Source organism: Maribacter sp. MS6, from assembly GCF_056839185.1.
The window spans coordinates 1,490,475-1,503,035 of the sequence record NZ_CM166389.1; the positions used below are offsets into that span (position 1 = coordinate 1,490,475).

Consider the following 12,561-nt stretch of genomic DNA (forward strand, 5'->3'; position numbering starts at 1 on the left):
TTTGTATTCAGTTTTTTATTGATTCGTTACATAGTTGATGATGCTCATTTGTAGATAGTAATTCTTGAGTGCCTCTATTCCGTTCATCTGAAATTTCAGTTGCAGTTCCTGAATGTCCAACACATCATTAAAATCGATGGTTCCCGTTTCATAATTTTTGATGAGGATTTCCTCAGCATCGTTTGCCCGTTCCAGATTCTTTAGCTGCGTATCGAATTTGATCCGTGCAGCTTCCCGACTATTGATAGCATCGCTTAAGAGGATTTCCAATAAGTTTTTTCGATTCTCTTTTTGGGCGTTGATTTCATCCTGTCGCAACTCGTTCTGTACGGTTTTCGATTTGTATTTATTGTTGAAAATGGGAACGGACAAGGACACCATCGGCATCAGGATGTCCTTACCATTGTCGCTGAAGTTCATTCCGGCCCTATCGGCTACGGGAATATAATCTAATCCAAAACCGAGATTGGGATTGGCCTCTTTTTGGTTCAGGATTTCCGATTGCGCGATGGATTCATAGAGCCTATCATACTTCTCCAATTCGGGATGCACTTGCAATTGGGACTGTTGAATTTCAGTTGGTTCATATATTGTTAGAGAATCGACAAGCTCGATAGCAATGGAATCTTCCCTGTTCAGCAGCTTATTGAACCTTGTCCTTTCTGTTTGATACTCTTGTTCCAAGACCAATTTGTTTTCTTCCAGTTCATTTTGGCGAATCTGAAGGCGAAGGACATCCACCGCCGATGCCTTGCCCACTTCTACGGAAGTCAATGCCAATCTTTCATAGGTTTTTAGGAGCTGAATATTTTCATCCAAAACCTTTTGTTTTTCCTTGATCGCGAAAAGGGCATAATAGGATTGGGACACCGACAGGCGTAATTTTCGTTTGGTAATCGCGATATCCAGATAATCCACTTCGGCCAACGAGCTGGCATAGTTCTCCCGAGCCGTAATGGTACCGAACCAAGGCAGCATTTGTTTGATGGAAAATCGTGCCTTTTGTGCGCCCGTCCTTGTCTCCGGTTCACTCACGAAAATTCCGGCGCTCAATTCGGTATTCGGTAGCGCATCGGCCTCTTCTACCTTTTCCTTGGCGATATTATACCGAAGCTCGAAGGCCTGTACCTCGGGATTGTTGTTCTCCGCCTCTTGGATATAGGAGTCCAAGGTCTGGGCATTTGCAGCCAAAACCGATAAAAACCCAAGTGCTATTGTCGCTATTCTTTTCATGCGTTTTGTCTTTTAAGTTGCCATTCGCTTTTCCAACTGTACAATACCGGAACGACCAACAGGGTTATCAGGGCGATCAACATTCCCCCGAAAGAGGGAATCGCCATGGGGATCATGATGTCGCTTCCCCTTCCCGTTGATGTCAGTACCGGCAACAATGCTAGAATAGTTGTTGCCGTGGTCATCAAGCAAGGGCGTATTCGTTTTTCCCCTGCTTCAACGACAGAAGCTCGGACCGCTTCCAAAGTATCCGGTTTATTTCGGTCAAAAGTCTGGGTCAGGTAGGTGGCCATGACCACACCGTCATCCGTTGCGATTCCGAACAGCGCGATAAAGCCTACCCATACGGCCACACTCAAATTGATGGTATGCATCTGGAACAGGTCACGAAGATTTTCCCCAAAGAAATTGAAGTTGAGGAACCAATCCTGTCCGTAAAACCATATCATTAAGAACCCTCCCGCAAAAGCGACCGCGATTCCCGTGAATACCATGAACGAGGTTGCTACGGAACGAAACTGGAAATATAGGATCAGGAAGATGATGACCAATGCAAGGGGAACGACCACGGACAATGTTTTTTCGGCCCGTAATTGATTTTCATAGGTTCCCGTAAATTGATAGTTGATGCCTTTGGGAACTATCAATTCGCCATTGTCGATTTTCTGTTGGATAAGGGCTTGGGCATTTTCCACCACACTCACTTCCGCAAAACCATCGAGTTTATCAAAAAGCACATAGCCGACCAAGAAAGTATCCTCACTTTTGATGACCTGCGGACCTTTTTCGTAACGAATATCGACCAGCTCACTCAAGGGAACGGGACTGCCTTTCGCCACAGGAACATAGATGTTCTTGATGTCCGTTGGATTCTCCCTTAGCTCACGTGGGTAGCGAACACGGACTCCGTACCGTTCCCTTCCTTCGACGGTCTGGGTCAAGGTCATTCCGCCAACCGCCACTTCAAGCACCCGTTGTACATCTTCGATTTGGATACCGTATCTGGCAAGTGCTTCCCTATCAATATCAATCAATAGATAAGGTTTGCCAACGATCCGATCGGCAAATACCGCTTCATCCTTAACGCCCTCGGCTTCTTTTAGGATATTTTCCAATTGGATTCCAAAGGCTTCTATTTGGCTCAAATCCTGACCCTTGACCTTAATGCCCATTGGTGCACGCATTCCTGTTTGTAGCATGACCAATCTGGTTTCGATAGGCTGTAATTTTGGCGCGGAAGTAACTCCTGGCAATCTCGTTACCCGAACGATTTCGTTCCATATATCATCGGGGGATTGTATCTCCGGTCGCCAGTTGCGATAGTATTCCCCACCGGAATCTGCAACCAGATTCTCCAAACCGATCTCCGAAAACGATTCAATATCGGCTTCTTTGTAATCGGATGTAGTATCGTCAAGCTCGGTATTCGGGTTCAGGATGAAATCCCCATCCCTGAGGGCAAAAAGCCCATCTTGGTTGATTTTGAATCGTTGTCGTTTTCCATCCTTGTTCAACATGTATTCGGACTTGTACTGAATCATGTTTTCGTACATCGACATTGGCGCGGGGTCGAGCGCGGATTCTGTTCGACCGGCCTTACCGACCACAGTCTCGATTTCAGGGATGCTCGCAACGGCCATATCCAATTGTTGCAATACCCGTTTGTTTTCTTCCACTCCGGCATGGGGAAGGGAGGTCGGCATCAATAGAAACGAACCTTCGTTCAGGGCGGGCATAAATTCCTTACCCGTATTTTGCATAATGAGCACACCGAAAACAACAATGGCAGTTGGAATGGAAAGGAAAAGTAGCTTGTTGCGTAATGCCCAGCGTAGGATGTCCGTATAATTTTTTCTGAAGAGGATGAATACCGCCAACAGTCCAAAACATATCAATCCCACAAAAAGTAGGTTCATAACAATGCTGCGGTCAAATCCCAAAGGCCGCCAATAAGTTGCCAAAAGGAATACAATTGCGGTTGCTGAGATAACGATGTTCAAAAGGTTGGCCTGCTTGTCGGAAAGTGAAAATCCGTTGAACAGACGTCCGGCCAATTCAGCGTTCTTCAAAGGTCGAACTGTTCCAAAGGCCATGAGTACAAGCCCTAACCAATAGCCGTAGACCACCGCCATAAGCCCTGCTACGATAAGTAAGACACTGAACACATAGCCCATGACACTCTTGCTTCGTTTCTTCCTAAACAAAAAGGCGGCGAAAGGCGGGATAAGGAATAGGGCGACAATGATGGAGGCCGTCAGAGCAAAGGTCTTGGTAAATGCCAATGGTCGGAACAATTTCCCCTCGGCCCCTATCATGGTAAACACGGGGATAAAACTGATAATGGTGGTCATTACGGCCGTCAGAATAGCTCCGGACACTTCCGCTGAGGCGTTATATACAACGGTATTTATAGGAAGCCGATCATCGTTTTCATCAAGGTGTCGAATAATATTTTCTGAGAGGATTACCCCCACATCGACCATGGTTCCGATAGCAATGGCGATGCCAGAAAGGGCCACGATGTTGGCATCCACCCCGAAGAGTTTCATGGCGATAAAAACCATGAGAACCGCCACGGGCAAAAGACCGGAAATCAAAACGGAAGCCCGAAGGTTGAATACCATGATGACGATGACAAGAATCGTAATCAGAATCTCCAAGGTCAAGGCTTCGTTGAGCGTACCCAAGGTTTCCTGTATCAGTTCGGTTCGATCATAGAAAGGCACGATGGTCAATTGTGAGATGCTACCGTCGCTCAGTTCCTTGGAGGGTAAACCTGAACTGAGTTCATTGATTTTATCCTTGACATTGTTGATGACTTCTAACGGATTCGCCCCATAACGAGCGACCACAACGCCGCCCACGACTTCCGCTCCTTCCTTGTCCAGAATACCACGCCGCACCGCAGGCCCGAGTGAAACGTTCGCAATATCCTTGACACGGATGGAAGTATAATCTTCCGAGGTTACTACCGCATTTTTAATGTCCTCCAAAGATTCCACATAACCAAGACCCCTTACCAAATATTCGGCCTGATTGATTTCCAAGGTCTGTGCGCCAATATCACGGTTGCTGCTTTTTACCGCATTGACCACTTGGTGTAGCCCTATGTTGTACTGCTTCATCAGTTCGGGATCCACATCGATTTGATATTCCTGTACATAACCTCCGATGGAAGCCACCTCGGAAACCCCGCTGGCAGCAGAAAGCGCATATTTTACATAGTAGTCCTGTACGGTTCTAAGTTCCTGTAAATCCCATCCGCCGGTTACATTTCCATCCTTGTCCCTGCCTTCCAAAGTGTACCAGTAAATTTGACCCAAGCCTGTGGCATCGGGACCCAAGGCAGGGTTTACACCCTCTGGTAAAAGATTATTTGGTAGGGAATTCAGTTTTTCAAGGATTCGGCTACGACTCCAATAGAATTCCACATCTTCTTCAAAAATGATGTAGATACTGGAAAAGCCGAACATGGAGGAACTGCGTATCGTCCGGACTCCCGGAATGCCCAATAACGAAGTGGTCAACGGATAGGAAATCTGGTCTTCGATATCCTGCGGGGAACGTCCGGGCCATTTGGTAAAAACGATTTGTTGGTTTTCGCCAATATCCGGGATGGCATCAACGGCAACAGGGTCGCTGGGCAAGATACCAGTTTCCCAATTGAACGGTGCGTTGACGGTACCCCACCCCACAAAGAGAAGCAGCATGAGTACAGCGACTAACTTATTTTCGATAAGAAATTTAATGCCTTTGTTGAGCATAGGAATTGATTATTAAACATTTAGAAACCGTGCGAAAAGAAAACACGCGAACAACAGGTTTTGCCCAATACGCTGGTTGCGTTGGGCTTATTTTCTAAAGTTAAAAATCAAATGAGGAAGGTCTGATCTAGGATTTGGACATCCCTTATCAGCGGAGGGGGCGAATAATCCCTAAAGGGAACTACGTTTTCATCAAGCCCTTCAAAGGGGTTTATGTAGGAATAAATAAAAGAGGCAACAAACAGTTGTTGGTCAAATGAAAGTTGGTCAAAGGATATTTTCAGATCGTCTTGACCTTCAACAACAACTTCCACGTCTGAACAGCAATCCATTTCCATCTCCATCACGGCGCATTCGCTAGAGGATTTTGACATTTCGGCCTTCATCATGCAGGTGTTCACGCTATCGAAAATGCTGAAATCTACCAAATGGTCGCCACAGTAGTGCATATCCACCGAAAAGGACATGGTAGAGAACAGCACGATAAGTGCCATCGAAAGGGATGCTATTTTGCGAAAGACTTCTTTCATTTGCTTTGCAAAGTTACAAAATTTCGGAATCGGTTATTTTGCTTTAATAAAAGTTTGGGTAACGCTATCGAATCTTTTTGGGGTGTTTTATATAAGTTAGAACCGTTTTGTAAAACAATTTTTGCAGGAATTACATATTAATTGTAATATTGCAATTAAACAATAAATATGGGACTGGCCAAAACGGAAATATTCACTGACCATCAAAATCAAATCGCGATATTCGCGAAGGCGTTCGGGCATCCGGCTCGTGTGGCGATTTTGCAACAGCTGTTCAAAATGGATAGCTGTTATTGCGGGAGCCTGGTCGATGAAATCGGTCTGGCACAGCCTACCATATCACAGCATTTGAAGGAGCTTAGAAATCTGGGGCTGGTCAAGGGTAATGTCGAGGGAACGAGCGTGTGCTATTGTATCGACAAGAAGAATTGGGCGGCGATGAAGGAAGTGATGGGGGATTTCCTTGACCAAGACCTTCCCGAGAACGAAGAATGTTGTTAAAAAAATTTGTATTAATTAATCGTTTTATCGCAATAAACAAATTAAATGCATCATGAATACTTTTAAAACCATTACAATTTTGTCCCTGCTGATTTTGTCCCAGAACGGGATACAGGCGCAAAAGCTCAGAAACAAAATCGTGAAATCCATTGCACAGATCGAAAAATCCTACCCTTCGATCCAAGAAGACCGAAAAATACTGTTGGACCAGCTGGCCTCCAGAATCTTCAAGGGAAACGGAAATGATGAAAATGCAACGGTGGTCTTCATAGACCGGCATAATAAGGAAAAGAGCCAACTTGCGGCCATCTGGCTCAGGACTGGTCTGCTCCATTATGGGCTTAAGGGTTACAATGTTCTCTCGGCCGGTACCGAGATCATCCGAGAACCACTTCAGGCCCTTGCTTCGCTTGAAGAATATGGTTTCAGGGTAAGCAATGCCAGTGGAGGCGAACTCTTTTCCTATAACGTAAAGTCCGGTTCTGAAAATTGGCCGGTCAAATACAAAAATGTTGAATCACTAAATTTGGACGATGATGCCATAAAGATCTTCGTGGAACAAAGAGTTGTCCCTGAAGACGGTCCCAGGCAAATAGAAATTACCTTATCCTCCTTGGACACCATTGCCAATGAAATGCTCTATGTGGCCTCAAGAATCGATTATTTAAACGAAAAAACAAGAACTAAATACTATTAACTATGAAGTTATCAGAAATCAAGGAAAGACTTTCAGGTCTTAAAACCATAGGATTTGAACTACCCAATGGCGAAATGGTGCCCAGCCATTTTCACGTAACTGAGGTCGGCAAAATAAACAAGTCGTTCATCGATTGTGGCGGAACGATACGAAATGAAGAAGTCGTCAATTTTCAGTTATGGGAGGCCGATGATTACGACCACAGGCTACATCCTGAAAAATTGGTACATATCATCGAACTTTCAGAAAGCGTCCTTGGGTTACCTGATGCGGAAATCGAGGTGGAGTACCAAGGGGAGACCATCGGAAAGTTCGGCCTTGGCTTCGACGGCAGAAATTTCCTGCTCGTTACCAAGCAGACCGATTGTCTTGCAAGGGACAAATGCGGCATCCCTGTCGAAAAACAAAAGGTCAAATTGTCCAAACTTTCCGAAGAACCGTGCTGCGCGCCGGATGGAAACTGTTGCTAACCAAAATTTAGAACCAAAAAATGATAACCACACGAACGACCGTATTTCCAGAAATAGAAAAAACGATCAAGAATTTAGACCTCAAAACCATTTCCGGGGAGCGAAAAGCTGTTTTGAAGCCGTTAACCGATTTTATCCGTTCAAAAGCTTCAAAGGGTCAAGAAATCCGCATCAACTTTATCTGTACCCATAATTCACGTAGAAGCCATATGTCCCAAGTATGGGCACAGACCATGGCCAATTATTTCAATGTCAAAAATGTGTTCTGTTATTCGGGCGGTACCGAATCCACGGCCTTGTTCCCTATGGTTGCGGAAACTCTGGAAAATTCAGGATTTCTGGTCAATGCTATTTCAGAGGGAAAGAATCCCATCTATAGCATTAAATATGCGGACAACGAACATCCCATCATCGGGTTTTCTAAAAAACTGGACGACGATTTCAATCCGAAATCCGGATTTGCGGCCATTATGACCTGTGATTCGGCCAATGAAGCCTGTCCATTTGTTCCCGGAGCGGAAAAACGTATACCAATTACTTTTGAAGACCCAAAGGCATTTGACAATACACCGCAACAAATGGAAAAATACAAGGAAAGAAGTCTGCAAATCGCAACCGAACTGTTCTACGTTTTCTCTCAAATAAACCTGTAAAAAATGGCAACAAAAAATTAAGTTTTCTTGACAGAAATCTGACCTTATGGATATTCGTGGCAATGGCAATTGGAGTTGGACTTGGGTATTTTATACCAACATTTCCGGACATCATAAACTCATTTAGTAGCGGAACCACAAACATTCCTATTGCAATCGGTTTAATAGTAATGATGTATCCACCTTTGGCGAAAGTGAACTATTCACTCTTACCAAAAGTCTTTAGAAACACAAAAATCTTATCCATTTCGCTTATTCTTAATTGGATAATCGGTCCCGTTTTAATGTTTGTTTTGGCAATTACGTTTTTACGTGATTATCCTGAATATATGGTTGGTCTAATCTTGATTGGCTTGGCACGTTGTATCGCCATGGTCTTGGTATGGAACGACCTTGCGGAGGGCAGCAGCGAATATGGTGCAGGTTTGGTTGCTTTGAACAGTATTTTTCAAGTTTTTGCCTATAGTTTTTATGCATGGATTTTCATAACCGTTCTTCCACCCTATTTTGGATTTGAAGGTGCTATCGTGGATATTTCAATCGGAACGATCGCGGAAAGTGTAGCTATTTATTTGGGGATTCCGTTCGTCATGGGAATCTTGAGCAGATTGATTTTAGTGAAACTAAAGGGAGAGGACTGGTACACCAACAAATTCATTCCCACCATTTCGCCAATGACCTTGATTGCACTTCTATTTACCATAGTCGTGATGTTTTCTTTAAAAGGAGAATTGATTGTGGAGATCCCAATGGATGTATTGATTATCGCAGTTCCTTTACTCATCTACTTTACCTTAATGTTCATTATCGGGTTTTTCTTTACCAAAGCAATGGGCGCAGAATATGATAAGACCGCTTCAGTAGCTTTTACAGCGGCGGGCAATAATTTTGAGTTAGCCATAGCGGTGGCCATTGCTGTTTTTGGACTGAATTCAGGACAGGCATTTGCAGGGGTAATCGGCCCTTTGGTAGAAGTACCGGCACTTATTTTACTGGTTCGGGTTTCCTTTTGGCTAAAAAAGAAATATTACAAGCCCCAAACCATAGGATAGTAGTTGATTTCTAGGCCGAACCGCCGAGAATTGCTAAAGAAAAGACAGTAATATTAGGGTCTTATATGACCAATATCATACTTCAAAGCTAAAACCAATCGTAATTTTACGATTGGAAATGAAAACCACCTTAGAACATAGTAACAGCGGAACAGAGAACAAAGCATTGGCAAGGTTTGCAAAGGCTCTTGGTCATCCTACTCGAATAGCCATCTTAAAACATTTGGAAAATCAATCCTGTTGTTTTACTGGAGATTTGGTCGATGTATTGCCGATTTCTCAATCAACAGTTTCTCAACATTTAAAAGAATTAAAAAACGCAGGTCTGATTCAAGGAGAATTAAAACCACCCAAAATAAAGTACTGTATAAATCAAGAAAACTGGAAAATTGCAAAGACTTTATTTGAACAATTTTTTGATTGATTTTTTTAGTGATCATATCGCCTATTGGTGAATATTAAATTATTTCAACTATGAAAAATTACATAAGCTATGTGGTGCAGGATGCCAAGGAGCATACACATCACTCAGAGATAATTGACATTAAAAGCCCCCCATATAGTTATAATTCGGACCCAGATGTTACAGCGGTACTCAAATGGGCCGAAAACAAACGGTCGAAACTCCTGCCCGATCAAGAACTCATTATCATGAATATGTATAAATTATAACTTTAAAAAAACACTCACTATGAAAATAATCAAGATTCTGGGAACAGGTTGTCCCAAGTGTAAGCAGACCACTTCGGTAGTAGAAGAGGTCATTCAAGAAAACGGGATAGAAGCAACAATCGAAAAAATCGAGGACATCATGGAAATCATGAAATACAATGTCATGTCGACCCCTGCATTGGTAGTAGATGAAGAGATTACCATAAAAGGACGGGTACCTACTAAAAACGAAGTGTTGGAACTTTTGAACAAATAACGGAAGGTTATGAACTACTCCATTACCGCAACATCCAAAGCGACAGATGATGCCATCATCCATGTGAAACAATCGGATATTGACTTTGGAACGACCGACAGAACAACGGAAACTTTGCCAAATCCGGCCGAATTGTTTTTGGGTTCTTTCGCGGCCTGTATCCTGAAAAACGTAGAACGCTTTTCAGGCATGATGCGATTCAGTTACGAAAAAGCCGAACTCACGGTAAATGCCGAACGTCTTGAAAACCCGCCAAGAATGGATCATCTCACTTACGAGTTGACTATTTATACGAAGGATGACAAATTGAATAGCGAACTATTAAAAAAGAATATCGAAAAGTTCGGTACGATCTATAATACCGTAAAACAGGTTTGCGAGATATCCGGTACTATTCTTGTCCATAAAGATGTTTGATTGGATCCAACATATAGCGGATTGGTTGGTATATGACGTTTTGGGCATGGAAGCCAAAAGCCATTTGGCGGAGGCCCTGAACTTCTTTATTTACGATAGTGCCAAGATTCTCATCCTTCTTTTTGTCGTCATTTTTTTTATGGGAATCGTTAATAGTTATTTCCCCATAGATAAGGTCAAGAATTACCTTTCGAGAAATAAATTATATGGTCTTGAATACCTGATGGCAAGTATATTCGGGGTAATAACCCCGTTTTGTTCATGTTCATCGGTACCCTTGTTTATCGGTTTTGTTAGAGGTGGAATACCGCTCGGGGTAACCTTTGCTTTCTTGATTACCTCTCCTTTGGTCAATGAAGTGGCCATAGGCTTGTTCCTAGGTCTTTTTGGGATGAAGACAACGATAATCTATGTCGTTAGCGGAGTGCTATTGGGGACAATCTCAGGATTTATACTTCAAAAACTGAATCTGGAGCATTTACTGACCCCTTGGGTAAAAGAGGTTTTGGCGAACGCCCAACGGGAACAGGATAAGTTCCAAGAGGAAAAACAGACGTTCGTTAAGCGACTTCCCGTTATCTGGCGCGAGGTCGTCAAAATATTAAAGGGCATCATACCCTATGTAATCGTAGGAATCGCAATTGGTGGATTGATGCACGGCTATATCCCCGAAGGCTTCTTTGAGCAATATATGAACAAAGAGAATTTGTTCGCCGTACCCATCGCCACGATTCTGGCCATACCCATGTACTCCAATGCTTCGGGCATACTTCCCGTAGTGCAGGTTTTGGTGGCCAAAGGAATACCGTTAGGTACTGCAATCGCCTTTATGATGGGTGTCGTTGGGCTTTCGTTGCCGGAAGCGATGCTGTTGAAAAAAGTAATGTCCATAAAACTCATCGGCATTTTCTTCGGGGTGGTAACACTATGCATCATTATTTCAGGATACCTTTTTAATCTAATTTTATAACATTTAAAATCAAATAAATGCAACTATTGAAACTTTACATTGCCCTTTTACTTATCGGTTTCATATCCTATAATGGCAACTCGCAACAGCCTGGCAAGGTGTATACCGTTGGTGCCATGAACGAAATGGGAAAGACCAATTTTAAAACGCAGGTCTGGCTGGACACCCTTCCTCACAAATCACATCTTTTCGGTATGGGCCCCTATGATAGGATGAAAGGGGAAATAATGGTCTTTGACGGAAAACCATTTTATGCATCCGCTTTTGAGGAAGGAAAAGCAGTAGTTGGTCAGAGTTGGGATATACGCTCTCCTTTTTTTGTATATGCCAATGTATCGGAATGGAAGGCGTTTGAGCTTTCCGGGAATATAAGTAGTGTGGAGGATATTCAAAATAAAGTGGCGGTCATTGCACAGAAAAATGGCTATGAGCTGAAAGAACCGTTCCCTTTTAAAATCATCGGGAACTTCGATGCTATCACCACTCATATCGTAACACCAAGAAGTCCAGATGTGGAAGGCTATCGAGCGGATATCAAGCAGCAGCTATTTACCTTCAACAATAGTAAGGGTTCGTTGTTGGGTTTTTACTCCGAAAAGCACCAGGGTATTTTTACGTCCTCGAAAAGTTACGTTCATGTGCATTATCTAGGCGATGACCAAACTTTTATGGGGCATTTAGATAAAATCGATACGAATGTCAAATCACTTACTCTTTTCCTTCCTGCACAAAAAAGCTATAAAACAGGGCTACGAGTTAATGACACGGATTTCTCGAAAGGTAGGTTAGGAAACGTCCAAGAAGTGGAATTAAATGACTTGGCAAAGTTCCATGGTCATCTTTGCGATGGTCTAGTCGTTGGTCATTTGGCCTTACAGGAAGCACTTTTGCAACTCTACCCTGATGGCGTTATCGACCGTACCAATACCCGCATAGTCAGTAAGGCTTCTCCCTGTCTGACAGATACGGCGATATATCTTACTGGTGGTCGTTATCAATTCAATTCCTTTTATGTCTCCGAAGCAATCGAGGGATTGTTTACAGTACAACGAATCGATAATGGCAAAACGGTATCCGTTGCAATGAACAGGGGCGTCAAACCGGAAGAGATTAATAAACTGGGGGCTAAAGCTGTTAAAGGCGAGTTGAGTCCTTGCGAGTTGGATGGCTTAAAGGCTATGGAGGATGAATTTTCCGAGAAGCTTTTTCAGACCGATCCAAAAGATAATTTTACCGTAACCGAACTATCCGATTTCAAATGGCAACCCGTATTGAAGAATGATTTTGTTAAGACCGATGTTTTGAATAAGGATATTCAGAAATGTTCGCGTTAATTATTTCATTAA

General features: G+C 43.1%; 13 protein-coding genes and 1 pseudogene. 11 read left to right on the forward strand and 3 right to left on the reverse strand.

Annotated features, from left to right (window positions below; translation table 11 throughout):
• Positions 1-15: 15 nt before the first annotated feature.
• The 3 genes from MS6x_RS06675 to MS6x_RS06685 all read right to left on the reverse strand — a co-directional run bounded on the left by MS6x_RS06675 (position 16) and on the right by MS6x_RS06685 (position 5,527).
• Entirely contained in the window at positions 16-1,233 is a 1,218-nt protein-coding gene (locus tag MS6x_RS06675) for a TolC family protein (RefSeq protein ID WP_482606256.1), read from the reverse strand.
• The gene (locus MS6x_RS06680) at positions 1,230-4,997 is read right to left on the reverse strand and encodes an efflux RND transporter permease subunit (RefSeq protein ID WP_482606258.1); all 3,768 of its coding nucleotides are present in this window, start codon (positions 4,995-4,997) and stop codon (positions 1,230-1,232) included. Before MS6x_RS06680 ends, MS6x_RS06675 begins: the two co-directional genes overlap by 4 nt.
• A 107-nt stretch (positions 4,998-5,104) precedes the next feature.
• Positions 5,105-5,527, reverse strand: coding sequence for an HYC_CC_PP family protein (locus MS6x_RS06685; RefSeq protein ID WP_482606259.1), 423 nt, complete (start codon positions 5,525-5,527; stop codon positions 5,105-5,107).
• 168 nt (positions 5,528-5,695) lie between these two features.
• On the opposite strand from MS6x_RS06685, the gene MS6x_RS06690 reads away from it, so the two are divergent.
• The 11 genes and pseudogenes from MS6x_RS06690 to MS6x_RS06740 all read left to right on the forward strand — a co-directional run bounded on the left by MS6x_RS06690 (position 5,696) and on the right by MS6x_RS06740 (position 12,549).
• Entirely contained in the window at positions 5,696-6,028 is a 333-nt protein-coding gene (locus tag MS6x_RS06690; protein ID WP_482606266.1) for an ArsR/SmtB family transcription factor, read from the forward strand.
• A 52-nt stretch (positions 6,029-6,080) separates the two neighbouring features.
• Positions 6,081-6,725 (forward strand): hypothetical protein, encoded by a 645-nt coding sequence (locus MS6x_RS06695; RefSeq protein ID WP_482606268.1) that lies wholly within the window; start codon positions 6,081-6,083, stop codon positions 6,723-6,725.
• A gap of 2 nt (positions 6,726-6,727) precedes the next feature.
• Positions 6,728-7,195 carry a DUF6428 family protein gene (locus MS6x_RS06700; RefSeq protein ID WP_482606270.1) on the forward strand — a complete coding sequence of 156 codons (468 nt, stop codon included), beginning with the start codon at positions 6,728-6,730 and terminating at the stop codon, positions 7,193-7,195.
• 20 nt (positions 7,196-7,215) lie between these two features.
• On the forward strand, positions 7,216-7,848 hold the full coding sequence (locus MS6x_RS06705) for a low molecular weight phosphatase family protein (protein ID WP_482606272.1): 633 nt from the start codon (positions 7,216-7,218) through the stop codon (positions 7,846-7,848).
• An 11-nt stretch (positions 7,849-7,859) separates the two neighbouring features.
• Positions 7,860-8,900 (forward strand): annotated as a pseudogene (gene arsB / locus MS6x_RS06710) (ACR3 family arsenite efflux transporter); the annotation flags it as partial.
• A gap of 118 nt (positions 8,901-9,018) precedes the next feature.
• Positions 9,019-9,324: an ArsR/SmtB family transcription factor gene (locus MS6x_RS06715; RefSeq protein ID WP_482606274.1), complete on the forward strand. Its 306-nt coding sequence runs from the start codon at positions 9,019-9,021 to the stop codon at positions 9,322-9,324.
• A gap of 50 nt (positions 9,325-9,374) precedes the next feature.
• A complete protein-coding gene (locus MS6x_RS06720) occupies positions 9,375-9,572 on the forward strand; it encodes a hypothetical protein (RefSeq protein WP_482606276.1) in 198 nt (65 codons plus the stop codon).
• 19 nt (positions 9,573-9,591) lie between these two features.
• Positions 9,592-9,828, forward strand: a complete 237-nt coding sequence (locus tag MS6x_RS06725; RefSeq protein ID WP_482606277.1) for a thioredoxin family protein — start codon at positions 9,592-9,594, stop codon at positions 9,826-9,828.
• Positions 9,829-9,837: 9 nt separating this feature from the next.
• A complete protein-coding gene (locus MS6x_RS06730) occupies positions 9,838-10,245 on the forward strand; it encodes an OsmC family protein (protein WP_482606279.1) in 408 nt (135 codons plus the stop codon).
• Entirely contained in the window at positions 10,238-11,215 is a 978-nt protein-coding gene (locus MS6x_RS06735; RefSeq protein ID WP_482606281.1) for a permease, read from the forward strand. Before MS6x_RS06730 ends, MS6x_RS06735 begins: the two co-directional genes overlap by 8 nt.
• 17 nt (positions 11,216-11,232) lie before the next feature.
• The gene (locus MS6x_RS06740) at positions 11,233-12,549 is read left to right on the forward strand and encodes an acetolactate decarboxylase (RefSeq protein ID WP_482606283.1); all 1,317 of its coding nucleotides are present in this window, start codon (positions 11,233-11,235) and stop codon (positions 12,547-12,549) included.
• The last annotated feature ends 12 nt before the right edge of the window (positions 12,550-12,561 follow it).